Below are 24,580 nucleotides of genomic sequence, written 5' to 3' on the forward strand. Positions count from 1 at the left end.
TCAGCCCGCCGGCGTGCCGTGCTCCCGGTCGTACGCCGCCCGGGCCGCGCCGATCGCCGCCCGGTGCCGCTCCGCCCAGTGGGTGAGGGCGACCAGCGACTCGTACAGCTCCCGGGCCATCGGGGTCGCGGTGTACTCCACCCTCGGCGGAACGGTGGCGTGCACGTGTCGGACGAGCAGGCCGTCGCGCTCCAGGTTGCGCAGGGTCAGCGTGAGCATCCGCCGGCTGATGCCCGCCACCCGCCGCTCCAACTCGGTGAAGCGGACCGGGCCGGTCGAGGCGGCGATCAGGATGCCGATGCTCCACTTGCCGCCGACCCGGTCCAGCGCCTCCCGCACCGTGCAGGCCCGGGCCTGGTCCGCCGAGTCGGACGCGCACCGGTCGTCCTCGGACGTCACCGCACCCCCTCCGCTCGACCCCGACGGTGGTCTCGGGAACCATCATGCGCCACGAGGCGCGGCGGGCCGCCGCCGTGTCGGGGTTGCCGGGGCGGGCGCGGCCCGGGAAGGTGGGCGGATGGGCGCCGCTGACGAGACCCGCGACGGGGTGTCGCTGACCAACCTGGACCAGCCGCTGTTCGACGCCGCCGGCGCGACCAAACGCGACCTGGTCGACTATCTCGACGCGGTGCACGGGCGGATCCTGCCGGAGCTGCGCGACCGGCCGCTGTCGGTGCTGCGGGTCCGGCCCGGCCAGGAGCCGTTCATGCAGAAGAACCTGCCGAAGTACACGCCGGACTGGGTGCGCCGCACCGAGGTCTGGGCCGAGGCGTCGCACCGGCGCATCTCGTACGGCCTCTGCGACGACCGGCGCACGCTGCTCTGGTTCGCCAACCAGCGGGCGGTGGAATATCACCCGACGCTGGCCCGAACCGGGCAGGCCGAGCACCCCACCCACCTGGTGCTCGACCTGGATCCGCCGGAGGGCGCCGACTTCGGCGCGGTGGTGCGGGTGGCGCTGCTGGTGCGGCAGACGCTCACCGACGCCGGGCTGGCCGGCGCGGTCAAGACCAGCGGGGCGAAGGGCCTGCACGTGATCGTGCCGGTGGCACCGACGACCACGGCCGAGGAGGCCGCCGCCGCGACCCGGGCGCTCGCCGTCCACGCCGAACGGCTCGACCCGGCGCGTGCCACCACCGCGTTCGTCGTGGCCGACCGCGGGGGTCGGGTCTTCGTCGACTCCACCCGGGCGTACGGGGCGACGGTGGTGGCCGCGTACAGCCCCCGGATCCGCCCGGGCACGCCGGTGTCGTATCCGATCGGCTGGGACGACCTGGAGTCGGCGACGCCTGCCGACTTCACCGTGCGGACGGTGCCCGCGCTGCTCGGGGACCGGGATCCGTGGGCGGAGGCGTTGCCCGCGCCGCAGGCGCTGCCGGCGGAGCTGGTGGACGAGGGGCGGACCATTCCGGTGGCCCGGGTCCAGGCCATGCACGAGGGCAAGCGTCGCGCGAAGGCCCGCCGCGAGGCCGGTTGACCTGGCGCTCCTGTGCCGACGTACGGGCGCGACAGTAGCTGCCACAGTCATGGGCCGGTGCCGGCACATGCGGCAAGCACCACGCCGTCGACCGGGAAGATCAGCACCGTCGCCACGTTCGCGGCGCGGGCACCACACATCGGCAGGCGTAATGGTGGCTGACCCTCATGATCATTTCATTGTGATCATATTCAACCGTGGTGGCCGTTTCGAGTCGGATCAACGACAAGCATAGTCGGGTCGGTGAAGCTCGCGATCTTTCGAGTGGTCGCATTTTCAATGGTCGGCTACTTGAACTGCCGTTGATCGTCGTGACGCGCTGCTCAGTCAGTTCCTTCTTTGGCTTCCGCGCCTCTGCTACAGTCGGCGGGCCTTGGTGAGGCCCTTCGTTTGACAGGCATGCGGCACGTTTGAAGACATCTCAGCTGTTCTGTGGATCTGGAAAACGAAAGTTGGTGAGAAGTGGATGTCCAAGAGTGACCTCGTGGCAATTGACTACACGAATTATCGCGGAGAGCGGGGCATTCGTACGATCCGGCCAGGAAAAATATGGTTTGGCAGGACTGAATATCATCCTGATGAGCAATGGTTGCTCGACGCCGAAGACGTTGAGCGTGGGGTGAGTAGAACGTTTGCCATGTCGGATATTCATGCCTGGTCGGATTGCGGGGCCAGCCCTGGGCGCAAGGAACCCGCCGAGTTGGGCAACGATGTATCTTGCAGATAAGGCGATTCGTAGTCAGTTGACGCGGATGCAGATCACGGTCCCCGGCGAATTTGCGGAATTCGACCCAGAAACCCAGATCCAGCCTTGCTCCATCGACCTCCGACTTGGATGGAGGTTTTGGTCTCCGCGCCGTGGACTGTCGATCGACCTCCGGCGTAGCAAGCTTCTCGAAGTCGCTCCGCGTCGTCGCTGGAAAGAGCGGAACCTCAGGTCGGGCGAATCGATCCTCCTTGTGCCAGGGGCGATGCTGCTGTCACACACGCTTGAGCAGTTCTCGATTCCGCCGAACTGTGCAGGCAAGATCGAGGGAAGATCGAGCTATGCGCGCCTGGGTCTCCAGATTCATTGCGCTGCAGATTTCATAAATCCCGGCTATCGGGGTCGAATGTCTATGCAGTTGGTCAACCTCGGTAAGGTGCCTATCAAGTTGTTCCCTGAGTTGCCGGTCTGTCAGCTCGTTCTGGTCGCGCTGTCCGAGGTCCCGAGCCGCCTGTACGGAGACATGTCGTTGAGCAGCAAGTATAACGACGACGACGGCGGGCCCTCCTACTGGTGGAGGGACCATCTCCTCCGCAGCGTGCTCGAAAAGATGAAGATTCGCGATGTGGCGACCACCGTGCAGGAGGAGATAGTCGCCCGGATCGGCTTGCCGGATTATGACGTACTTCGCAGGCTCGAAGGCTTTGTCGCGCGATCGCGCACTCCTGAGATGGACAGTGCCGATCAGATTCTCGACAACTTCGCACTGAGTGAAGATCGAAAGCGCAAGCTTGATGAGTTGGCGCGTCGCCTCCCTGTCGGTGCTTTTGTCGTTCTGTTGGGGGCCACGATCTCTGTCGCGTTCGTGCAGCCATTCCGACTCCTGCACTACCTGTTGTGGTTGGCAACCGGCGTGTCGGCGGTCGGTGCCTGGATCGCAGCCATGAGGCCGTCATCGAACTATCTCGGCTCCAAAGAATTGGATCAGATCGGGCGTCCTGCGCCTGTGGCCACTGGTCAGACGCCAATCAGCGAATGAAGTGCGCTAGCTCTGACGAAGCTTCAACTGGGCGTAACCGACATTGATCTGATCGCCGAGTTTGATCTTTAGCTCTCCGACGAATTGCGTGAGTTGATTCAGGGCCTCTTGGGGAGAGTCCGCGTCTCCGACGAATTCAAACTCCACGAACGAGCCAATTCCATCGATCGTGTCGATTGCTGCGACTATCTGACTGGATACATCCCACTCCTCGCGGGTTTTTCGTACTTCAACAATTCTGACGAAATCCAACTCGTCGAGTATGTGTAAGACTGCCTCCGCGTCGGTCACGCGCGACTCGTATTCGTGATAATTGGTGGCGCTGGTCGGCCCGAGGTCCAGCTTGCGTTTGAAGTTTATGGACGACGAGCCATCGTCCTCCTGGCGGACGCGGAGCCAGTGGTCGAGTTGATCGACCTGTTCCATGGTTTGGTAGGGGGGCCTGAGATAGGTGTCCCTTTGGACGCGAGGAGAAGTGGGGCGGGCGTCGATTTCCCTCAGCTTCGCACGGAGAGCGTCGGCGTCGTGGAGTACAAACTTTTGCTCGATCTCGATGTACTTCATACGCGCTCCCATGTCAGCGAAGTTGGAACGTCGTCGCTATTCTCCTTCAGTCTATATCGCTATAAGTCGCTGGGGTCGCAGGCGTTGCGGCGGGTGTGGTCTCCCGTGCAGCCGGCCGCCTGACCGGCGGCCACCAGGATCGGTCGGTGGGGGAGCCGTCTGCTCGCAGGGCAGACAAGCGAAACGGGCCTCGCCGGTTTCGGCGAGGCCCGAACAGTCGCTACGACAACTTCAGCTTGTGCCCCCGGCAGGATTCGAACCTGCGCCCCCGCCTCCGGAGGGCGGTGCTCTATCCCCTGAGCTACGGGGGCTCAGCGACCCGGGAAGCGTAGCAAACCCGTTCCCGGATCACCGAATCGGTATCGCCCGTGCGGCGGGTCAGGCGGCGGCGAGCGTGCGACCGCAGCTCGGCAGCGGGTGCAGCGCGATGCGCCGGGGCAGCCGCCGGGGCCACTCGTTGCGCGGCCAGGAGCCGTCCACGATCAGGTGCACGGTGCGTTCCTCGGCGCCGCTGAGCCGCAGGACGAAGTCCCGGGGCAGCGGCGGGTCCACCGAGGGCGTGGTGACCATGAACCGCACCCGCCCCCGGGACGAGACCGCCGAGACCACCTCGGCGGTCGGCATGGTGCCGCGCAGCCGGACCCGGCCGATCCAGTAGACCTCCGCGGCGTGCTCCTGGGCCGCCCGCGTGATCGTCGGGTATTCGGTGCGCACCCACCGCTCGACCGCGCCGACGCAGAGCCCGCAGGCCCGCTCGCGCGGCTCGCGCGGCCCGAGCCCCCAGGCCCGCAGGTACGCCCCGACGGCGCCGGCGTCCATGGCCAGCCCGAAGCGGCGTTCGATGAGCGTGCTCAGGCTCTGCCGCGTCCACAGCTCCTCGTCGAGGCCGAACTCGTCGGGGTGGACGCCCCGCAGCACGTCGATGAGTTCGAGTTCCTGTTCGCGACTGAGCGTTCCCGGCTCGCCCTGCCGCAGTCCGCGACGGACGGCTGCCACCGCTCCGTCACCGCCGATGGTGTGGCGTCGGCACCAGCTGGTCACCGACCGCCCTGCGTCTCTGAGTGCAACCCCCACGTCCTGCGCAACGAGCCCGAACCGTAACCGGTCACGATATGTATGGAGAAAACTCCCGAAGCCGGGCAATGGGTCGTTAACCCTGAAACGCCTTAATCGGTCTAAACGGACAAGTGGGGCGTCAGGGCGTGCCGCCCAGGCGCTTCAGCGCCGCGTTGAGGTTGGCCAGGTCGTTCTGCTGGGTGTTCTTCATGACCTGGGCGACCGCCCGCACGTCGTCGTCGTGCCCCTCGTCGAGGATGCCGTCGATCATGTGGACGCCGCCGATGTGGTGGCGGATCATCATGTTCAGGAACATCACGTCGAACTCGCGACCGCTCGCCGCCTTGAGCTTCGCCATCTCCTCCGGCGTGGCCATGCCGGGCATCAGGCCGTCCTTCACCAGCTCGGCGCCGCCCGGCATCCACGCCATCGGCGGCTGCCCGCCGGTCGGGTCCAGGTTCCAGGAACGCAGCCAGGTCTGCATGGTGCCGATCTCGCCCTGCTGCCCGGTGGCGATGTCGACGCCGACCTGACGTACCTCCGCGTCCTGGCCCTGGCCGAACGCCAGCAGCCCCATGGCCACGGCCTGGTTGTGGTGGGTGGTCATGTCCCGGGCGAAACCGGCCTCGGCCGAGTTGTCGCCCGGGCGGGTGAGCGCCGGGGTGAGCAGGCCACCGGCGTACCCGAGGAGGAGCCCGACCACGACGGCGGCGGCCACGACCAGCAGGCCGTAGCGGCGGGCCGGCGCCCGGCCACCCTCGTCGTCGGTGGCCGGGACCTCGTCGAACTCGCTGTCGGTCGTCACCGGAGCGGTCATCGTGGCGTCCTCACTGGGTCGGCTGCTCGGGCATGTTCGGCTGGAGGTTGTCCCGAGGGGTGGTCCCGGTGGCGGTGACGCCCTGGTCGCAGAGCGCGTTCGGGCCCTCGATCGAGGCGTTCACCCGCAGCGTCTTGATGAAGTCGTCGATCCGGCCGTCGTCGGCGTCGTCGACCTTGAGCTGGAAGCCCCACGCCTGGAGCGAGATCGGCTTGTCCAGCCCCTCGTACGGGCTGAGCATCAGCTTCTCCTGGCCCTGCACCTTGCTCTTGAGCTTCGTCACCTGGTCGGCGGGCAGGTCGGGGCGGTAGGTGATCCAGACGGTGCCGTGCTCCAGGCTGTGCACCGCGTGCTCGTTGGCGATCGGGGCGTCGTAGACGTCGCCCATGCAGTTCTGCCAGGCCTGGTTGTGCGGGCCGCCGACCGGCGGGGACTGCTCGTACTTCAGCGTGCCCGGCTGGTGGTTGCCGCCCTTGAGCAGGTCCTTGTCCGTCTTGCGGAAGTCGACCACGCCGTCGATCGCGTCGGCCCGCTTCTCCCAGGGCTGGGCGCCCTGGTAGACCGCCCACGCGCCGATGCCGATGATGCCGACGGCGAGCACACCGACCGCGACGAAGAGCGCGATCGGGCCCCACGAGCGACCCTGGCTCACCTTCACCGGGGTCACCGGCTTGCGGCCCTTGCCCCCGGTGCCCTGCCGTGGCGTGCCCTTGCCGCCCCCGGCCTTGCCCGCGCCGGCCTTGGCGGCGGGCTTGTCGCCGGCCGCGGGTCGGCCGGCGGCCGGCTTCTTGCCGGTGCTGACCACGGTGGGACGGCGTTCCGGGCCGCCCGGGGTGCTGATGCTCATCGTGCCTCGTCAGGTCGGTCGGTCAGGGGAGCGGGGGTGCCGGTTCACATGCTGGGTCGCCGCCGCGGTGCCCGAGTCTACCCCCGATAACATGGTTCAGTGACTCCCGCAGAACTCGCCGAGGTCGTCCTCGCCGCAGCCCACGCCGTCTTCGACGAACGGGGTCTGGACCGCGCCGCGCTGCCCGCGCAGACCACCGTCGAGCGACCCCGCAACCCCGATCACGGTGACTACGCCTCCACGCTGGCGCTCCAGCTCAGCAAGAAGGTCGGGGTGCCTCCGCGGGAGCTGGCCGCCGCGCTGGCCGAGCAGCTCGGCCGGGCGCCGGGGGTCAAGTCGGTGGAGATCGCCGGCCCGGGTTTCCTGAACATCCGGCTCGACCCGGCCGCCGCCGGCCAGCTCGCCAAGGTCATCGTCGAGTCCGGTCCGGCGTACGGGCGCAGCGACACCCTGGCCGGGCAGCGGATCAACCTGGAGTTCGTCTCGGCGAACCCGACCGGTCCGGTGCACATCGGCGGCGTTCGCTGGGCCGCCGTCGGCGACGCGCTCAGCCGCCTGCTCCGTGCCACCGGGGCCGACGTGGGCACGGAATACTACTTCAACGACGCCGGCTCCCAGATCGACCGGTTCGCCCGGTCGCTGCTGGCCGCCGCCAAGGGCGAGCCCGCCCCGGAGGACGGCTACGGCGGGGCCTACCTCGCGGAGATCGCCACCGAGGTCGTCACGCGCCGGCCGGAGGTGCGGGAGCTGCCGGACGCCGCCGCCCAGGAGGTGTTCCGGGTCGAGGGCGTCCAGCTCATGTTCGCCGAGATCAAGTCATCGCTGCGCGACTTCGGCGTCGAGTTCGACACCTACTTCAACGAGAAGGACCTGCACGACCGGGGCGAGCTGGAGGCGGCGCTGACCCGGCTGCGCGAGCAGGGGCACGTCTTCGAGTCCGAGGGCGCGACCTGGCTGCGCACCACCGACTTCGGCGACGACAAGGACCGGGTGCTGCGCAAGTCCAACGGCGAGTGGACCTACTTCGCCGCCGACTGCGCCTACTACCTGGACAAGCGGGAACGCGGCTTCGACCGGGTCGTGATCATGCTGGGCGCCGACCACCACGGCTACCTCGGCCGGATGCGGGCGATGGCCGCGTGCTTCGGCGACGACCCGGAGCGCACCCTGGAGATCCTCATCGGCCAGCTGGTCAACCTGGTCCGCGACGGCGCCCCGGTGCGGATGAGCAAGCGGGCCGGCACCGTGGTCACGCTCGAGGACCTGGTCGACGCCATCGGCGTGGACGCCTCGCGCTACGCGCTGGCCCGCTACTCGGCCGACTCGCCGATCGACATCGACGTGGAGCTGTGGACGCGGGCCAAGAACGACAACCCGGTCTACTACGTGCAATATGTGGCCGCCCGAACGGCCGGGGCGGCCCGCAACGCCGCCGAGATCGGCCTGAGCCGGGGCGACGCCGCCGCGTTCCGCCCCGAGCTGCTCGGTCACGACAAGGAGAACGAGCTGCTCAAGGCGCTCGCCGAGTTCCCCGCCGTGGTGGCCACCGCCGCCGAGCTGCGCGAGCCGCACCGGGTCGCCCGCTATCTGGAGGAGAGCGTCGCGCAGTCCTACCACCGGTTCTACGACAACTGTCGGATCGCCCCGCAGGGCGACGAGGAGATCACCGACACCCACCGGGCCCGGCTCTGGCTCAACGACGCCACCCGGGTGGTCATCGCCAACGGCCTGCACCTGCTCGGCGTCTCCGCGCCCGAGAGGATGTGACGACCGATGCGCGCGCACGAGGCCGGTGCCCTGCACGGGGACATCGGCAACCGAGGGCCGGGCTGGCTGCGTACCCCGGCCGACGTCAACGCCCTGGTGCCGGCGCTCTGGCCGCGCCACGTGGCGCGCGGCCCGGCCGGCGCGCTCACCGTCGCCGGCCTGGACGTCCGCGACCTGGCCGCCGAGTTCGGCACCGCGGCGTACGTGCTGGACGAGGACGACCTGCGCGAACGCTGCCGGGAGTTCCGGGCCGCCTTCCCGGACGCGGACGTCTACTACGCCGGCAAGGCGTTCCTCTGCCGCGCCGTGGTGCGGATGATCGCCGAGGAGGGCATGTTCCTGGACGTCTGCACCGGTGGTGAGCTGGCCACCGCGCTCTCCGCCGGGATGGATCCGGCGCGGATCGGCTTCCACGGCAACAACAAGTCGGTGGCGGAGCTGACGCGGGCGGTGGACGCCGAGGTCGGGCGGATCATCGTCGACTCGTCCACCGAGATCGACCGGCTGACCGCGCTGGCCCGGGAGCGCGGCGTGCGCCCCCGGGTGCTGCTGCGGGTCACCGTCGGCGTGGAGGCGCACACCCACGAGTTCATCGCCACCGCGCACGAGGACCAGAAGTTCGGCTTCTCGCTTGCCGGTGGCGACGCCGCGGCGGCGGCCTTCCGGATCCTCGACGAGGACGTGCTGGAGCTGCGCGGGCTGCACTCGCACATCGGCTCGCAGATCTTCGACGCCAGCGGCTTCGAGGTCTCCGCCCGCCGGGTGCTCGCCCTCCAGGCGCAGATCCGCGACGCCCGCGGCGTGGAGCTGCCCGAGCTGGACCTGGGCGGCGGCTTCGGCATCGCGTACACCACGCAGGACGACCCGGCCTCGCCGCACGACCTGGCCAAGCGGCTCCGCAAGATCGTCGACGGGGAGTGCGCGGCGGAGAACCTGGCCGTGCCGCACCTCTCGGTCGAGCCGGGGCGGGCCGTCGTCGGCCCGGCCGTGTTCACGCTCTACGAGGTCGGGACCGTCAAGTGCGTGGCGCTCGGCGAAGCGGCCGGCGGTCGCGCCTACGTCAGCGTCGACGGCGGGATGAGCGACAACATCCGCACCGCGCTCTACGATGCCTCCTACTCGGCGACGGTGGCCAACCGCGCGTCGGACGCGGCGCCCATGCTCGCCCGGGTGGTGGGAAAGCATTGTGAGTCCGGGGACATCGTGGTGAAGGATGAATTCCTGCCCGCCGACGTGCAGCCCGGAGATCTTGTCGCGGTGCCCGGCACCGGGGCCTACTGCCGGAGCATGGCCAGCAACTACAACCATGTGCCGCGTCCCCCGGTCATCGCCGTCCGGGACGGACAAGCCCGGGTGATCGTTCGCCGGGAGACGGAAGACGACCTGCTCGCATTGGATGTCGAATGACCTCACCTGTTCGCCTGGCACTTCTCGGCTGCGGCACGGTCGGCAGCGACGTGGTTCGCCTGCTGCACGAGCAGTCGGCCGACCTCGCCGCCCGGATCGGCGCCCCGCTGGAGATCGCCGGCATCGCCGTACGCCGGCTCGGCCGGGACCGCGGCGACCTGCCGGTCGAGGAGAGCCTGTTCACCACCGACCCGCTGGGGCTGATCAAGCGGGACGACGTGGACGTGGTGGTGGAGGTGGTCGGCGGCATCGAGCCGGCCCGCGGCTGGCTGGTCGAGGCGCTGCGCGCGGGCAAGAGCGTGGTCACCGCCAACAAGGCGCTGCTCGCCGAGGACGGCGCCACGTTGCACGACGCCGCCGCCGAGGGCGGCGCCGACCTCTACTACGAGGCGAGCGTCGCCGGGGCCATCCCGCTGCTGCGCCCGCTGCGCGAGTCGCTGCACGGCGACCGGATCACCCGGGTCACCGGCATCGTGAACGGCACCACCAACTTCATCCTCTCCGCCATGGACGCCACCGGCGCCGGCTTCGCCGAGGCGCTCGAGGAGGCCACCGAGCTGGGGTACGCGGAAGCCGACCCGACGGCCGACGTGGAGGGCTTCGACGCCGCCGCGAAGGCCGCCATCCTCGCCTCGTTGGCGTTCCACACCCGGGTCACCGCCGCCGACGTGCACCGCGAGGGCATCACCGAGGTGACCGCGGCGGACGTCGCGAGCGCCAAGGCGATGGGTTGCACGATCAAGCTGCTGTGCATCGCCGCCCGGGGCGGCGACGCGGCCGGCCGGGAGACCGTGAACGTGCGGGTGCACCCCGCGATGATCCCGCTCACCCATCCGCTGGCCCGGGTGGGCGACGCGTTCAACGCGGTCTTCGTCGAGGCCGACGCCGCCGGGCAGCTCATGTTCTACGGCCGGGGGGCGGGCGGCGCGCCCACCGCCAGCGCGGTCCTCGGTGACGTGGTGGCGGTCGCCCGCAACCGCCTCGCCGGGGTGCGCCAGGCAAGCGAGTCGGCGTACGCCGACCTGTCGGTGCGGCCGATGGGGGAGGCGCTCACCCGCTATCACATCAGCCTCGACGTGGCCGACCGGCCGGGCGTGCTGGCGGCGGTGGCGGGGGTGTTCGCCCGGCACGAGGTCTCCATCGCCACCGTGCGGCAGGGCCCGGCCGGCGGCGACGCCGAGCTGGTCATCGTCACCCACGTCGCGCCGGACGCCGCGCTCGCCGCCACCGTGCGGGAGCTGCGCGGGCTGGACACCGTCCGCTCGGTCACGAGCGTGCTGCGGGTCGAGGGCGGCGCGTAACCACGGCGTCCCGCCTGATGGTTAGGGCAGGGTGTACCGGTGGCCGGTCGGGAAGGCTGGTCCACGCTGTTGGCAGACCCCGCGACCGGGGCGACGGAGGCGAGGAGCGCGACATGTGGCGAGGGCTGATCGAGGCGTACCGGGACCGGCTGCCGGTCACCGACGCCACTCCCGTCGTCACCCTGCACGAGGGGAACACGCCGCTGCTGCCGGCGCCGGTGCTCTCCGCCCGGGTCGGCGCGGACGTGTGGCTCAAGGTCGAGGGGGCGAACCCGACCGGCTCGTTCAAGGACCGCGGCATGACCGTCGCCGTCTCCAAGGCCGTCGAGGGCGGCGACAAGGCGATCATCTGTGCCTCCACCGGCAACACCAGCGCCTCGGCCGCCGCGTACGCCGCCCGCGCCGGGATCACCTGCGCGGTGCTGGTGCCGCAGGGCAAGATCGCGTTGGGCAAGCTGGCCCAGGCGCTCGTGCACGGCGCGAAGCTGCTCCAGGTGCAGGGCAACTTCGACGACTGCCTGGCGATGGCCGGCAAGCTCGCCCAGGACTACCCGGTCGCGCTCGTCAACTCCGTGAACATCTACCGGCTGCACGGGCAGAAGACGGCCGCCTTCGAGATCGTCGAGGCGCTCGGCGACGCGCCCGACATCCACTGCCTGCCGGTCGGCAACGCCGGCAACATCTCCGCGTACTGGATGGGCTACTCGGAGGACCTGCGCGACGGCAACGCCACGAAGACCCCCCGGATGTACGGCTTCCAAGCGGCCGGCGCGGCTCCGATCGTCACCGGTCAGATGGTGCCCGAGCCGTCGACCATCGCCACCGCCATCCGGATCGGCAACCCGGCGAGCTGGACCAAGGCTCTCGACGCGCGGGACGCCTCGGACGGGCTGATCTCGGCGGTCACCGACCGGGAGATCCTCGCCGCCTACCGGCTGCTGGCTCGCGAGGTGGGGGTCTTCGTCGAGCTGGGCAGCGCGGCAAGCGTGGCCGGCCTGCTCCAGCAGGCCGCCGACGGCCGGGTGCCGGCCGGCTCCCGGGTGGTGTGCACGGTCACCGGGCACGGCCTGAAGGACCCGGAGTGGGCCATCTCGACGGCTCCGGCGCCGCTGACCATCGCCAACGACGCCCTCGCCGCCGCCCGTTCGCTCGACCTGGCCTGAGGCCACCGGGCCGTCGTGCCCGGGCGTGGAACGGTCACGCGGCGCGAAAGCGGGAGCGGCGCCCGGCGTGCCGGGGTGCGTGCCGGGAGCGCGATCGCGTGCGGCAGACTCTGAGCACACCCGTTGGACCCCTCCTCAGGAGTTGAGTAACTCCCATGTCGCTGCTCGCCAGATTCAGTCTTGCCAACCGGGGCCTGATCGCCCTGATCGCGTTGGTGACCGCGGCGTTCGGGGCGTTCGCCGTGCCGTCGCTGAAACAGCAGCTGCTGCCGTCGCTTGAGTTCCCCGCCGCGTTCATCGTGGCGCCGTACCCGGGTGCGGCGCCGGAGATCGTCGAGTCCCAGGTCGCCGAGCCGATCGAGAACAGCCTCCAGGGCATTCCGGGGCTGGAGAAGGTGACGTCCACCTCCCGTGAGGGCGCGGCCACCGTCCAGGTGCAGTACGAGTTCGGCACCGACCTGGGCGACGTGGTCAACAAGATGGAGACCGCGCTCAACCGGGCCCAGCTCCCGGAGGGCGTCGACCCGCAGGTGATCGCCGGCAGCACGGACGACCTGCCCGCCGTGGTGGTCGCCGCGACCGGCGACGGCGACGAGCGGGCGCTGGCGGAGAAGCTGCGCGCCACCGTCGTACCGGAGCTGGAGGGGTTGGACGGGGTCCGCTCGGTGGACGTCACCGGCACCCGGGACCAGGTGGTCACGGTCACGCCTGACCCGGCGAAGCTGGCCGCCGCCCAGGTGGCGCCGACCGCGATCGCGGCGGCGTTGAAGACCAACGGGGTGGCGGTGCCGGCCGGCGCGCTCGCCGACGGCGACCGCTCGCTGCCGGTGCAGGTCGGCACGCCGATCCGCACCCTGGACGACCTGCGCGGCATCGTGCTCACCACCGCGCCGGCGACCCCGGTACGCCTCGGCGACGTGGCCCGGGTGGAGCAGCAGCTCGCCCCGGCGACGTCGTTCACCCGCACCAACGGCAAGCCGAGCCTCGGTATCGCGGTCACCGCGAGCCCGGACGGCAACGCGGTCGGCATCTCGCACGACATCCGCGACCGCCTGGACGAGCTGAAGGCCGCCTCCGGCGCGGAGCTGACCGTGGTCTTCGACCAGGCCCCGTTCGTCGAGCGGTCCATCGAGAGTCTCACCACCGAGGGCCTGCTCGGGCTGCTGATGGCCGTGGTGGTGATCCTGGTCTTCCTGCTCTCGATCCGGTCCACCGTGGTCACCGCCGTCTCGATCCCGCTGTCGGTGCTGGTCGCGCTGATCGTGCTCTGGGCCGGCGACTACTCGCTGAACCTGCTCACGTTGGGCGCGTTGACCATCGCGGTCGGCCGGGTGGTCGACGACTCCATCGTGGTGCTGGAGAACATCAAGCGGCACCTGGAGTACGGCGAGCCGAAACGGGAGGCGATCCTCACCGCAGTCCGTGAGGTGGCCGGTGCGGTGACCGCGTCCACGCTCACCACGGTCGCCGTGTTCGCGCCGATCGCTCTGGTGGGCGGGTTCGTCGGGCAGCTCTTCGCGCCGTTCGCGATCACCGTGACGGTGGCCCTGCTCGCCTCGCTGCTGGTGTCGCTGACGGTGATCCCGGTGCTCGCCTACTGGTTCCTGCGGCCGGGTCGCGGCGCGGGCGACGAGGCCGCCCACCGGGCCGCCGAGGAGAAGGAGCTGCGCAGCCCGCTCCAGCGGGCGTACCTGCCGGTGATCGGCTTCGCCACCCGCTCCCGGAAAAGCCGGTGGGCCACCGTGGCGCTCGGCCTGCTGGTGCTGCTGGGCACGTTCGGCCTGGCCCAGAAGCTGGAGACCAACTTCCTGGACGACTCCGGCCAGGACACGCTCGCGATCCGGCAGGAGATGCCGGCCGGCACCGGGCTCGCCGGCACCGACCGGGCCGCCGCCCGCGTCGAGGAGGTGCTGCGGCGTACGCCCGGGGTGGAGACCTACCAGGTCAGCGCCGGTGGTGGGGACAACCCGTTCGCCGGCGGCGGCAGCGACCAGGCGTCCTGGTCGCTGGCGCTCTCCGACGACACCGACGCCGCGGCCGTGCGTGAGGTGCTGCGCAAGGAGTTCGACGGGCTCGGCCCGGACGTCGGCGAGCTGACCTTCGGCGGCGGGCAGAACGCCTCCGCCAACCAGGTCGAGGTGGTGGTGCAGGCCGCCGACCAGGAGACGCTGGCCCGGGCGGCGGAGCAGGTGCGGGCCGCGATGGCCGGCACCGCCGGCGTCGAGGACGTCACCACCGGCCTGGCCACCCGGGTGCCCCGGGTCGAGGTGACGGTGGACCGGGTGGCCGCGGCCCGCGCGGGTCTGACCGAGGCGGCCGTGGGGCAGCTCGTCGCGCAGACCTACCGGGGGGCGCCGCTCGGCCAGGTGACGCTCGACGGCACGGCGCAGAACGTGGTGTTGAGCAGCGGGGCCCGGCCGCCGGTGAGCGTGGACGAGCTGCGGGCGCTGCGGGTGGGCGCGGTGCCGCTGGACGCGATCGCGGACGTCAACCAGGTCGACGGACCGCAGCAGGTGACCCGGATCGACGGTGAGCGCAGCGTCTCGGTGACCGGCACGGCCACCGGCTCGAACCTCGGGGCCACCACGCAGGAGTTGCAGAAGAAGCTGGACGCGCTGGACGTGCCGGGCGCCACGTACGTGATCGGTGGGGTGAGCGCCGACCAGGCGGACGCGTTCGCCGACCTCGGCCTGGCCGTGCTGGCCGCCATCGCGATCGTCTTCCTGATCATGGTGGCCACGTTCCGCAGCCTGACGCAGGCGCTGATCCTGCTGATCTCGGTGCCGTTCGCGGCGACCGGGGCGATCGCGCTGCTGCTGGCCACCGGGACGCCGCTGGGCGTGCCGGCGCTGATCGGTGTGCTCATGCTCGTCGGCATCGTGGTGACGAACGCGATCGTGCTGCTCGACCTGATCAACCAGTACCGGGCGCGAGGCATGAGCGTGACCGAGGCCGTGGTCGAGGGCGGTCGACGTCGGCTGCGGCCGATCCTGATGACCGCGGTGGCGACCGTGTTCGCGCTGCTGCCGATGGCGTTCGGGCTGACCGGCGAGGGCGGCTTCATCTCCAAGCCGCTGGCCGTCGTGGTGATCGGCGGCCTGCTCAGCTCGACGCTGTTGACGCTGGTGCTGGTGCCGACGCTCTACACGATGGTGGAGCACACGAAGGGGTCGCTGCGGGACCGCCGTCGCGGCGGCGTGGCCCCGGTCGAGCCGGCCGAGCCCGAGGCCCCGGTCGAGGCCCCGGCGCCGGAACCGGTGACCGTCGGTGGCGGAGACGGCCCGGCCGCGCCGCCGGCCCGCCCGTCCGGGGCGTTGATCGACGGTACGGACCAGTTCGAGGTGCTCCGCCTCCCCAAGAGCCGCCGGTCCCCCCTCCCCCCGACCGAGTGAAAGGAGGGGGCCCCGCTTAACGCTTCCGGTATAGGCGGGGCCCCCGCTTAACAACCTCCCCCCGCTCGGGGCCACGCCGAGCCGCACCCGGACGGTACGCTCGGTGAGCTGGTGCCTACTCGGGGTGCGGGGGCGCGATGGTGGACGGCGCGGGCCGATGGGGTCGGCGGACGCTGCTGCGCCGGTCCGCGCTGCTGCTCGGCGGTGCCGCCCTGGGCTCGGCCGCCACGCTGGAGAGCACCTGGGTGGCCGACCGTCGGCTCCCGTTGGCCGGCGGCCCGGCCAGCGCCACCCTCGGCAGTCGTCGCCAGAACGTCGGTGCCGGCGGCGTGCAGGTGGTCTGGGGCGTCCGGACCAGCACGCCGCTGGTGGCGTTGACGTTCGACGACGGGCCCCGGCCACAGTGGACGCCGATGGTGTTGGACACCTTGGCCGAGCACCGGGTGCCGGCCACCTTCTTCCTGGTCGGCGAGCGGGCCCGCCGGCACGCCGCGCTGGTGCGGGGCCGGATGGGCGGGCACGAGGTGGGCAACCACAGCTGGGCGCACCACGACCTCGCCCGGATGGACGCCGCCGCCGTGCACGACGACCTGAGTCGCAGCCACGACGCGATCACCGCGGCCACCGGGGCGGCGCCCCGGCTGCTCCGCCCGCCCTGGGGGCACCTGGGCGGGGCGGTGCTGTACACGGCGGCCCAACTGGACTACCGGGTGGTGCTCTGGACGCTGCAGATGGTCGAGGGCGAGTTCCCGCACGACCCGGCCGGACACGCCCGGCGGATCGTCGGCGACGTCCGGCCCGGCACCATCCTGCTCGGCCACGACGTCGGCGACGAGCGGCGGCTGGTCGCGCTCCGCGGCCTGCCCGACATGATCGCCGGGCTGCGCGCCCAGGGCTACACCTTCGTCACGGTCTCCGACCTGCTGCGCCGAGCACCGGCCCCGGGGGCGGCCCGGTAGGGTGCCGGCGTGCCACCCACCCTCTCGGTCCTCGTCCGCAACCGTGACTTCCGGCACCTGTTCCTCGCCGAGCTGGTGGTCTTCGGCGCCGACTGGTTCGTCATGGTGCCGCTGCTGGTGCTCCTGCCGGCCCTGACCGGCAGCGGGGTCTGGGGAGCGCTGGTGCTGGCCGTGGACACCGGCACCACCGCGCTGCTTCTTCCGTACGCCGGCACCGTGGCCGACCGGTTCGACCGCCGCCGGGTCATGATGGCGGCCAATGTGGCCGCGCTCGCCGGCATCCTGCTGCTGCTCGGCGTCCGGAGCGCCGGTACGGCGTGGCTGGCGCTGGTGTCGATCGCGATCGTGGCGGTGGCGAAGGCGTTCTACTCGCCGGCCGCCCAGGCCGCCCTGCCCAATGTGGTCGATCCGGCCGACCTGGCGTCGGCCAACGCGGTCGCCGGCTCGGCCTGGGGCACGATGACCGTGGTCGGCGCCTCGCTCGGCGGCATCCTGAGCGCCGCGGCCGGCCCGTACGCCAGCTTCTGGGTGGCCGCCGTGGGCCTGGTCGGGGCGGCGGTGCTGGCCGCGCTGATCCGCCGTCCCCTCCAGGCGCCCAGGGACCCGGCGGCGACGGCGCCGCGTGCCGCGGCGGCGATCCGGGAGGCGCTCGGCTACATCGCCCACCGGCCGCGTGTGCTCGCGCTGGTGACGGTGAAGTCGGCGGTCGGTCTGGGCAACGGTGTGCTTACCGTGTTCCCGCTGCTCGCCGCCGTGTACGGGGTCGGCCCGGCCGGGGCCGGCCTGCTGTTCGCCGCGCGGGGGGCCGGGGCGCTCGTCGGCCCGATCCTGATGCGCCGGGTGCTCAGCAACCGGGCCTGGCTGCTCACCGGCCTGGCGCTGTCCATGTCGATGTACGGCCTGGCCTACCTCGGCGCCTCGGTGGTGTCCTGGTTTCCGCTGGTGCTGGTCCTGGTTTTCCTGGCCCACCTGGGTGGCGGCAGCAACTGGGTGCTGTCCAACTACGCCCTTCAGGGTGAGGTTCCGGACCGGCTGCGCGGGCGGGTCTTCGCGACCGACATGATGCTGGCGACGCTCGCCATCGCGGTCAGCCAACTTGTGGTGGCGCTCGTGGTGGACCGGGTGGACGAGCGCACCGTGCTGGCCGGCTGCGGGCTCGTCACGGTCGTCTACGCGGTCGGTTGGCGGTTCGCCACCCGACGCCTCTCGCTCACCGACCCGGCCCTGGACCGGGCCGGCTGACCGGCCGGTCCCACGCTGCGGGCGGTCCGGCGGGTGTTGTCGGGGTCAGGCCCTAGCATGAGCCGGTGCCGACGACTTTCGCCCCCGGCCCGGTCCGGGTCCGGGTGCCCGCGACGAGCGCCAATCTCGGCCCCGGCTTCGACGCGCTCGGGCTGGCTCTCGGCCGTCACGACGACGTGACGGCCGAGGTGACCGATGACGGCGTACGGGTGGTGGTCACCGGCGAGGGCGCCGGTGAGCTGCCGGCGGACGACCGGCACCTGGTCGTGACCGCCATGCGGGCCACGTTCGACGTGCTCGGCGCGCAGCCCGCCGGCCTGGCCCTGGAGTGCGTCAACCGGATCCCGCAGGCCCGAGGTCTCGGTTCGTCCTCGGCGGCGATCGTGGCCGGGGTGCTGGCGGCCCGCGCGCTCGTGGTCGACGGCGGGCGGCGGCTGGACGACGAGGCCGTGCTGCGGCTGGCGGCGGAGTTGGAGGGTCATCCGGACAATGTGGCGCCGTGCCTGCTCGGCGGCTTCACGATCGCCTGGACGGAGCCGACCGGGGCCCGCGCGGTGTCGTTGCCGGTGGCGCCTGCCGTCCGCCCCACCGTCTTCGTGCCGGCGGAGCGGGGGCTGACCTCGGTGGCCCGGGCCGCCCTGCCGGCCACCGTGCCGCACGCCGACGCGGCGTCCAACGCGGGCCGGGCCGCGTTGCTTGTGCACGCGCTGACCACCGATCCGGCGCTGTTGCTGCCGGCCACCGTCGACCGTCTGCACCAGGAGCAGCGGGCGCCGGGCATGCCCGACACCGCCCGACTGGTCGCTGAGCTGCGTGGGGCCGGTGTGGCGGCGGTGGTCAGTGGGGCCGGTCCGACCGTGTTGGCGCTCTCCGACGTGCCGGCCGGGTTCGAGGCGGGAACAGATTGGCGCCGTTGGGAGTTGCCGACAGATGTCAGCGGAGCCCGGGTTTTCCGGGGTACACTTTGACACGCCGAGCGGGACCCTGTTGCCGCAGGTCGGAAGAGTTGATTACGCTCTAGACCGAGCACAGCCGCGAAGCATGCGATCTTCCTGCGGTTCGGCGCACCCCCGAAGCTCTCGGCGGTCAGCCCGTCACCCCTGCCCAAGGCCCACGCCGCACCGCAGTTTCCACAGGTCGCCGCAGGCGGCGAGACCTGCTCACCGATGGTGGTGAGTCGGGAAACCGACCGGCTGCTGTGTTACAGACTCCCGCGACGCGTCCATGCGAGGCGGGTGCACCGAGGCCGCCCGGCCACCTGGTTCCACGACTCCGGGCAGCCCCGGCCTATCGAGGGAAGGAATCCATTGAGCGACACCACCGACGTGACGTCGGATGTTTCCAACGTCGCTGGCGATGCCACCACCGCCGCTCCCACGCGCCGTCGGCGTAGCGGCACCGGCCTGTCGGCGATGCTGCTGCCGGAGCTCCAGAGCCTGGCCGCGTCGCTCGGCATCTCCGGTACGGCTCGCATGCGCAAGGGCGAGCTGATCAGTGCGATCACCGAGCGGCAGGGCGGCGCCGCCGCCGGAACCCCTCGACCACGGGCCGAGGTCGCGGCCGCGACCGCCCCCGCCCGCGAGGAGGTGCACGCCGAGGTCCACCAGGAGCGGGCCGAGGGCGAGCGTCGTCCCGCCGAACAGGCGCCGGTCGCTGAGGCGACCGAGGGTCGTACCCGGGGCCGCCGGAGCCGGGCCACCGCCGTGACCGCCGAGGCGCCGCGGCCGGCCGAGACGCGGGCCGAGGAGGCTCCCGTCGAGACCGGCGACCGGGTCGAGCGTGACCGGGTCGAGCGCGGCGGCGAGCGTGCTGAGCGCGGCGGTGACCGTGCTGAGCGCGGCGGCGAGCGTGCCGAAGGCGGCGGCGACCGTGCTGAGCGCGGCGAGCGCAACGACGGCCGGGGCCGCGAGCGTGCCGAGCGCGGCGGCGACCGCAACGACCGGAGCGAGCGCGCCGAGCGGGGCGACCGCGGTGACCGCAACGACCGGGGTGACCGCAACGACCGGGGTGACCGCAACGACCGGGGTGACCGCAACGACCGGGGTGACCGCAACGACCGGGGTGACCGTGCCGAGCGGGGCGAGCGTAACGACCGGGGCGAGCGCGCCGAGCGGGGCGACCGCAACGACCGGAACGACCGCGGTGACCGCAACGACCGGGGTGACCGCAACGATCGCGGGGACCGTAACGACCGGGGCGACCGCAACGACCGGGGTCCGCGCGCCGAGCGTGACAACCGTGACGATGACGATGACGAGGGCGGCGGCCGGCGGGGGCGGCGCAGCCGGTTCCGGGACCGTCGGCGTGGCCGGGGCGAGCGGGGCGACGGCGACGGCGGTGGCGGTGGCCGCGAGCCGCAGGTGAGTGAGGACGACGTGCTCGTCCCGGTCGCCGGCATCATCGACGTGCTCGACAACTATGCCTTCGTCCGGACCACCGGCTACCTGGCCGGCCCGAACGACGTGTACGTCTCGATGTCCCAGATCAAGAAGTACGGCCTGCGCCGCGGTGACGCCATCACCGGCGCGGTGCGGGCGGCCCGCGACGGCGAGCAGCGGCGGGACAAGTACAACCCGCTGGTCCGGCTGGACACCATCAACGGCATGGAGCCGGACGAGGCGAAGCGCCGGCCGGAGTTCTACAAGCTCACCCCGCTCTATCCGCAGGAGCGACTGCGCCTGGAGACCGAGCCGCACATCCTGACCACCCGGGTCATCGACCTGGTGATGCCGATCGGCAAGGGGCAGCGGGCGCTCATCCAGTCGCCGCCGAAGGCGGGTAAGACGATGGTGTTGCAGGCGATCGCGAACGCGATCACCCGCAACAACCCGGAGTGCCACCTGATGGTGGTGCTGGTGGACGAGCGGCCCGAAGAGGTCACCGACATGCAGCGGTCGATCAAGGGCGAGGTCATCGCGGCCACGTTCGACCGTCCGCCGCAGGACCACACCACGGTGGCCGAGCTGGCCATCGAGCGGGCGAAGCGGCTGGTCGAGCTGGGGCACGACGTGGTCGTCCTGCTCGACTCGGTGACGCGGCTCGGGCGGTCGTACAACCTGGCGGCACCGGCCAGCGGCCGGATCATGTCGGGTGGTATCGACTCCACCGCGCTCTACCCGCCGAAGCGCTTCCTCGGCGCGGCCCGCAACATCGAGAACGGTGGCTCGCTGACCATCATCGCCACCGCGCTCGTGGAGACCGGTTCGATGGCGGACACGGTCATCTTCGAGGAGTTCAAGGGCACCGGCAACGCGGAGCTGAAGTTGGACCGGAAGATCGCGGACAAGCGCGTCTTCCCGGCGATCGACATCAACCCCACCGGCACCCGCAAGGAGGAGGTCCTCCTGGCGCCGGAGGAGCTGGTGATCATCCACAAGCTCCGCAAGGTGCTGCACTCGCTGGACTCGCAGGCGGCGCTCGACCTCCTGCTGGACCGGCTCAAGCAGTCGCGTACCAACATCGAGTTCCTGATGCAGATCGCGAAGTCCACGCCGGGCGAGTGAGCTGACAGGTTCGCTGACGAGGGGCACGGCCGACGGCCGTGCCCCTCGTCACATACCGGCCAGCGGGTGGGGGAGTGGGCGGGGACGGGGTGGGAATGCGGGAGTACGGGCGGGCGTTGTGGCGGGCGGACCTGCTGTGCCGGCCGGCCGACGCCCATGGCACACTGGTCAATCGGCCACCGGTTCCGGTTCACGCCCGAGCCCGTCGCGACGACGGGAACACCGACGGCGACCCGGCGACCACCCACGAAAGGACCGAGGCGACATGAAGCCCAACATCCACCCGGAGTACGCGACCACCGAGGTCCGTTGCTCCTGCGGCAACACGTTCACGACCCGCAGCACCGCCAAGGGCGGCGCCATCAGCGTCGAGACCTGCAGCGCCTGCCACCCGTTCTACACCGGTAAGCAGCGCGTGCTGGACACCGCCGGTCGGGTCGCGAAGTTCCAGCAGAAGTACGCCAAGGTTCAGGCCAAGAAGGCCAAGTAGCTCCACCGACGACGCCCGTGTCCGGCTCCGGCCGGGCACGGGCGTTCGTCCGTTTTCCGCCGGTGTCGCTGGCTGTCGCCGGTGTCGCCGAATGTCGCCGGTGTCGTCGTTCGTCCGAAGGAGCATCCGCAGCATGAGCAGTGAGCGCCTGGCCGCCCTCCTCGACGAGTACGCCGAGCTGGAGAAGCGGCTCGCCGACCCGGCCCTGCACTCCGACCAGGGCACCGCCCGGCGGGTCGGCCGGCGGTACGCCGAACTGGTCCCGCTGCACAAGGCGGCCGGCGAGTTGGCGCAGGCCCGGGCCGACCTGGTCGCCGCCCGCGAACTCGCCGCCGAGGACGCGGCGTTCGCCGGCGAGGCGGACACCATCGCGGCCTCGCTGCCGGCGTTGGAGGAGCGCCTCGCCGAGCTGCTGATCCCGCGCGACCCGCACGACGCCAAGGATGTGATCGTCGAGATCAAGGCCGGCGAGGGCGGCGAGGAGTCGGCGTTGTTCGCCGGCGACCTGCTGCGGATGTACACCAGGTACGCCGAGCGGCGGGGCTGGGTCACCGAGGTGATCGACGCCCAGGACTCCGACCTCGGCGGCGTGAAGGACGTCTCGCTGGCGATCAAGACGAAGGGCGTGCCCGACGGCGGCAACGGCGTCTGGTCGCGGCTCAAGTGGGAGGGCGGCGTACACCGGGTGCAGCGCGTCCCGGTCACCGAGTCGCAGGGCCGGATCCACACCAGCGCGGCCGGCGTGCTGGTGCTGCCCGAGGCGGAGGACGTGGACGTCACGATCGACCCGAACGAGCTGCGGATCGACGTGTTCCGCTCGTCCGGCCCCGGCGGCCAGTCGGTGAACACCACCGACTCGGCGGTCCGTATCACGCATGTGCCGACCGGCATCGTGGTGTCCTGTCAGAACGAGAAGTCTCAGCTCCAGAATCGCGAGCAGGCGATGCGGATCCTGCGCGCCCGGTTGCTCGCCGCGGCCCAGGAGCAGGCCGACGCCGCCGCCTCGGACGCGCGCAAGGCCCAGGTCCGCACGGTGGACCGGTCGGAACGGATCCGCACCTACAACTTCCCGCAGAACCGGATCACGGACCACCGGATCGGCTACACCGCGTACAACCTCGACCTGGCGCTCGCCGGTGAGCTGGACGGGGTGCTCGACGCCCTGGCCGAGGCGGACCGGGCGGCCCGGCTGGCCGGCGAGACCGAGCTGGCCCGCCGCTGAGCGCTGCGGGGTGTTAAGCGGGGGCCCCGCCTATACCGGAAACGTTAAGCGGGGGCCCCGCCTTACACCCTCAGCTGGCGCGGAGGCGGTCCTTGGCGCGGAGCATCTCCCGGTCGGCCAGCTCGAACGCGGCGCCGAGCGCCTCCCGGACGCTGATCGTGGTGCTGCCGTCGACCTCGGCGAAGCCGATGGTCACCCCGACCGGGGTGCCCGGGACCAGGGTGTCCCAGTCCTCGGTGCGGACGGCCGCCTCGATCCGCCGGGCCACCTCGACCGCCTCCGACATGCCGGTGTCCGGCAGCACCACGACGAACTCGTCGCCGCCGTAGCGCGACACGAAGTCACCCCGTCGCATCACCCGGTTGATCACGCCGGCCACCCGTTGCAGCACCAGGTCGCCCGAGTGGTGGCCGTGCCGGGTGTTCACCGCCTTGAACCCGTCGAGGTCGCAGACGCCGATCACCACCCGCTCGCCCCGGGACACCACCGCGCCGAGGTAGCGTTCCAGCCGGCGCCGGTTCGGCAGCCCGGTGAGCGGGTCGGTAAGTGCCTCGCCCTCGTAGCGGGCGGCCTCGCGGCGCATCTCCTCGTGGTCGATCCGGGCGGCGATGCCGTCGATGTAGACGTCCCGCAGGCGGTCGCTGCGCCGCGCAGCCAGCCGGAACGCGTGCCGGTCCGCGCGGTGCGCGCCGGCGTGGTCGCCGGCCCGGGCCAACGCGATGCTGCGCAGCCGGGGTGACTCGGCGGCGCCGAGCGTCTCGTCGGAGACCCGGATCGCGTCCAGCCGGGTGACCGCCTCGATCGGCCGCCCGGCGGCGACCGCCAGGCAGACGTGGCCGAGCTGGCGCAGGTCGCGGGCGCGGGCGCTGTCCCCGCCGTGGCCGAGCAGCCGGTTCGGGTCGGCGTCGCCGGCGGACTCCACCCGGTCGCCGAGCGCGGCCCGCCGGGCGGCGGCGTACCCGTAGGCGGCCAGGCTGCTGGGCCGCAGGTTGCCGGCCCGCCCGCCGCGCAGGAACCGGGCCAGGTCGCCGGCCACGTCGCGCAGCACCCGCAGGCAGCCGTCGCTGTCGCCGTTGTGGTCCAGGGCCACCGCGTTGCGCAGCCGGATGCCCGGCGCGGCGAATGTCTCCTCCGGGATGCCCGCGCTGAGCCCGACCTCGCGGGCCCGTTCGATCGCGCCGAGCGCGTGGCCGTGGAAGCTGAGGTAGGAGTAGGCCATCGCCAGGTCGTGCCAGCCCCAGGCGGTGTCCCGGTCGGGGGTGTCGTCGGCGCTCAGCGCGCGGGCGGCCCGGACCAGGTGCGTGACACACCTGTCGAGCGCGCCCTGGTGGTGGGCGGCGAGCGCGGCCAGCGCGTTGAGGTGCCCGTGCAGGTAGGGCTCGGCCAGGTCACGTACGGCGGCGGAGGCGTCCTCGACGGCCCGGGTGAACTCGGCGGTCCGCCCGAGATTGAGCAGCGCGGACAGGCGCTGCACGAGGGCGTCGGCGCGGGCGTACGGGTCGTCGGTGGTGCGGATCACGCGGTCGAGCAGGACGCATGCCTCAGCGGAACGGCTGACCTCCTGCAACGCCCGCGCGCTTCGGAGGGCGTCAACCTGGTCCTCGACCTGGTCGAGCCAGCCCACTCGC

19 protein-coding genes and 1 tRNA gene are annotated in these 24,580 nt (G+C 71.6%); 13 read left to right on the forward strand and 7 right to left on the reverse strand.

All coding sequences use genetic code 11. The features are described from left to right. Positions 1 to 399 (reverse strand): helix-turn-helix domain-containing protein, encoded by a 399-nt coding sequence (locus tag O7602_RS04110; protein ID WP_281586894.1) that lies wholly within the window; start codon positions 397 to 399, stop codon positions 1 to 3. Between the two features lie 118 nt (positions 400 to 517). On the opposite strand from O7602_RS04110, the gene ligD reads away from it, so the two are divergent. Together ligD and dcd are read left to right on the forward strand one after the other, a co-directional pair. After that, a complete protein-coding gene (gene ligD / locus O7602_RS04115) occupies positions 518 to 1,477 on the forward strand; it encodes a non-homologous end-joining DNA ligase (protein ID WP_281586895.1) in 960 nt (319 codons plus the stop codon). 710 nt (positions 1,478 to 2,187) lie between these two features. Beyond that, entirely contained in the window at positions 2,188 to 3,222 is a 1,035-nt protein-coding gene (dcd, locus tag O7602_RS04120) for a dCTP deaminase (RefSeq protein ID WP_281586896.1), read from the forward strand. 6 nt (positions 3,223 to 3,228) lie between these two features. Here the strand turns inward: dcd and cyaB are convergent, their stop codons facing one another. The 5 genes from cyaB to O7602_RS04145 form a co-directional block, all read right to left on the reverse strand. Then, positions 3,229 to 3,786: a class IV adenylate cyclase gene (cyaB, locus tag O7602_RS04125; protein ID WP_281586897.1), complete on the reverse strand. Its 558-nt coding sequence runs from the start codon at positions 3,784 to 3,786 to the stop codon at positions 3,229 to 3,231. A gap of 239 nt (positions 3,787 to 4,025) precedes the next feature. Then, a tRNA-Arg gene (locus O7602_RS04130) sits at positions 4,026 to 4,097 on the reverse strand. A gap of 67 nt (positions 4,098 to 4,164) precedes the next feature. Further along, positions 4,165 to 4,860, reverse strand: coding sequence for a winged helix-turn-helix domain-containing protein (locus O7602_RS04135; RefSeq protein ID WP_281586898.1), 696 nt, complete (start codon positions 4,858 to 4,860; stop codon positions 4,165 to 4,167). Between the two features lie 121 nt (positions 4,861 to 4,981). Next, positions 4,982 to 5,659, reverse strand: coding sequence for a DUF305 domain-containing protein (locus tag O7602_RS04140; protein ID WP_281586899.1), 678 nt, complete (start codon positions 5,657 to 5,659; stop codon positions 4,982 to 4,984). Between the two features lie 10 nt (positions 5,660 to 5,669). Continuing rightward, positions 5,670 to 6,506 carry a DUF3105 domain-containing protein gene (locus tag O7602_RS04145; protein ID WP_281586900.1) on the reverse strand — a complete coding sequence of 279 codons (837 nt, stop codon included), beginning with the start codon at positions 6,504 to 6,506 and terminating at the stop codon, positions 5,670 to 5,672. Between the two features lie 99 nt (positions 6,507 to 6,605). On the opposite strand from O7602_RS04145, the gene argS reads away from it, so the two are divergent. The 11 genes from argS (at position 6,606) to prfA (ending at position 22,952) form a co-directional block, all read left to right on the forward strand. After that, positions 6,606 to 8,273: an arginine--tRNA ligase gene (gene argS / locus O7602_RS04150; protein ID WP_281586901.1), complete on the forward strand. Its 1,668-nt coding sequence runs from the start codon at positions 6,606 to 6,608 to the stop codon at positions 8,271 to 8,273. Between the two features lie 6 nt (positions 8,274 to 8,279). Continuing rightward, a complete protein-coding gene (lysA, locus tag O7602_RS04155) occupies positions 8,280 to 9,680 on the forward strand; it encodes a diaminopimelate decarboxylase (protein ID WP_281586902.1) in 1,401 nt (466 codons plus the stop codon). Continuing rightward, positions 9,677 to 10,981, forward strand: coding sequence for a homoserine dehydrogenase (locus tag O7602_RS04160; protein WP_281586903.1), 1,305 nt, complete (start codon positions 9,677 to 9,679; stop codon positions 10,979 to 10,981). The genes lysA and O7602_RS04160 overlap by 4 nt, the downstream gene beginning before the upstream one ends. A 113-nt stretch (positions 10,982 to 11,094) precedes the next feature. Then, positions 11,095 to 12,144 (forward strand): threonine synthase, encoded by a 1,050-nt coding sequence (gene thrC, locus O7602_RS04165; RefSeq protein ID WP_281586904.1) that lies wholly within the window; start codon positions 11,095 to 11,097, stop codon positions 12,142 to 12,144. Positions 12,145 to 12,299: 155 nt separating this feature from the next. Beyond that, the gene (locus O7602_RS04170) at positions 12,300 to 15,536 is read left to right on the forward strand and encodes an efflux RND transporter permease subunit (protein ID WP_281586905.1); all 3,237 of its coding nucleotides are present in this window, start codon (positions 12,300 to 12,302) and stop codon (positions 15,534 to 15,536) included. Between the two features lie 137 nt (positions 15,537 to 15,673). Further along, positions 15,674 to 16,495, forward strand: coding sequence for a polysaccharide deacetylase family protein (locus O7602_RS04175; protein ID WP_281586906.1), 822 nt, complete (start codon positions 15,674 to 15,676; stop codon positions 16,493 to 16,495). A gap of 9 nt (positions 16,496 to 16,504) precedes the next feature. Next, the gene (locus tag O7602_RS04180; protein ID WP_281586907.1) at positions 16,505 to 17,737 is read left to right on the forward strand and encodes an MFS transporter; all 1,233 of its coding nucleotides are present in this window, start codon (positions 16,505 to 16,507) and stop codon (positions 17,735 to 17,737) included. A gap of 65 nt (positions 17,738 to 17,802) precedes the next feature. Beyond that, entirely contained in the window at positions 17,803 to 18,705 is a 903-nt protein-coding gene (gene thrB, locus O7602_RS04185) for a homoserine kinase (RefSeq protein WP_281586908.1), read from the forward strand. A 339-nt stretch (positions 18,706 to 19,044) separates the two neighbouring features. Next, complete coding sequence (gene rho / locus O7602_RS04190; RefSeq protein ID WP_281586909.1) at positions 19,045 to 21,240, forward strand: transcription termination factor Rho; 2,196 nt, start codon at positions 19,045 to 19,047, stop codon at positions 21,238 to 21,240. A gap of 265 nt (positions 21,241 to 21,505) precedes the next feature. Next, the gene (gene rpmE / locus O7602_RS04195) at positions 21,506 to 21,730 is read left to right on the forward strand and encodes a 50S ribosomal protein L31 (RefSeq protein ID WP_073828674.1); all 225 of its coding nucleotides are present in this window, start codon (positions 21,506 to 21,508) and stop codon (positions 21,728 to 21,730) included. 133 nt (positions 21,731 to 21,863) lie between these two features. Beyond that, on the forward strand, positions 21,864 to 22,952 hold the full coding sequence (prfA, locus tag O7602_RS04200; protein ID WP_281586910.1) for a peptide chain release factor 1: 1,089 nt from the start codon (positions 21,864 to 21,866) through the stop codon (positions 22,950 to 22,952). 70 nt (positions 22,953 to 23,022) lie between these two features. On the opposite strand, the gene O7602_RS04205 is transcribed toward prfA, so the two are convergent. Continuing rightward, entirely contained in the window at positions 23,023 to 24,576 is a 1,554-nt protein-coding gene (locus O7602_RS04205) for a GGDEF domain-containing protein (RefSeq protein WP_281586911.1), read from the reverse strand. Positions 24,577 to 24,580 lie beyond the last annotated feature (4 nt).

This window comes from Micromonospora sp. WMMD1128 (genome assembly GCF_027497235.1).
Classification (GTDB): Bacteria; Actinomycetota; Actinomycetes; order Mycobacteriales; family Micromonosporaceae; genus Micromonospora.

Excerpts from the sequence above, each read along its gene's own strand:
- ligD (WP_281586895.1), top strand. The coding sequence starts at position 518 with ATGGGCGCCGCTGACGAGACCCGCGACGGGGTGTCGCTGACCAACCTG.
- dcd (WP_281586896.1), top strand. The coding sequence starts at position 2,188 with ATGTATCTTGCAGATAAGGCGATTCGTAGTCAGTTGACGCGGATGCAG.
- cyaB (WP_281586897.1), bottom strand. The coding sequence starts at position 3,786 with ATGAAGTACATCGAGATCGAGCAAAAGTTTGTACTCCACGACGCCGAC.
- O7602_RS04140 (WP_281586899.1), bottom strand. The coding sequence starts at position 5,659 with ATGACCGCTCCGGTGACGACCGACAGCGAGTTCGACGAGGTCCCGGCC.
- O7602_RS04145 (WP_281586900.1), bottom strand. The coding sequence starts at position 6,506 with ATGAGCATCAGCACCCCGGGCGGCCCGGAACGCCGTCCCACCGTGGTC.
- lysA (WP_281586902.1), top strand. The coding sequence starts at position 8,280 with ATGCGCGCGCACGAGGCCGGTGCCCTGCACGGGGACATCGGCAACCGA.
- O7602_RS04160 (WP_281586903.1), top strand. The coding sequence starts at position 9,677 with ATGACCTCACCTGTTCGCCTGGCACTTCTCGGCTGCGGCACGGTCGGC.
- thrC (WP_281586904.1), top strand. The coding sequence starts at position 11,095 with ATGTGGCGAGGGCTGATCGAGGCGTACCGGGACCGGCTGCCGGTCACC.
- O7602_RS04170 (WP_281586905.1), top strand. The coding sequence starts at position 12,300 with ATGTCGCTGCTCGCCAGATTCAGTCTTGCCAACCGGGGCCTGATCGCC.
- O7602_RS04175 (WP_281586906.1), top strand. The coding sequence starts at position 15,674 with ATGGTGGACGGCGCGGGCCGATGGGGTCGGCGGACGCTGCTGCGCCGG.
- rpmE (WP_073828674.1), top strand. The coding sequence starts at position 21,506 with ATGAAGCCCAACATCCACCCGGAGTACGCGACCACCGAGGTCCGTTGC.
- prfA (WP_281586910.1), top strand. The coding sequence starts at position 21,864 with ATGAGCAGTGAGCGCCTGGCCGCCCTCCTCGACGAGTACGCCGAGCTG.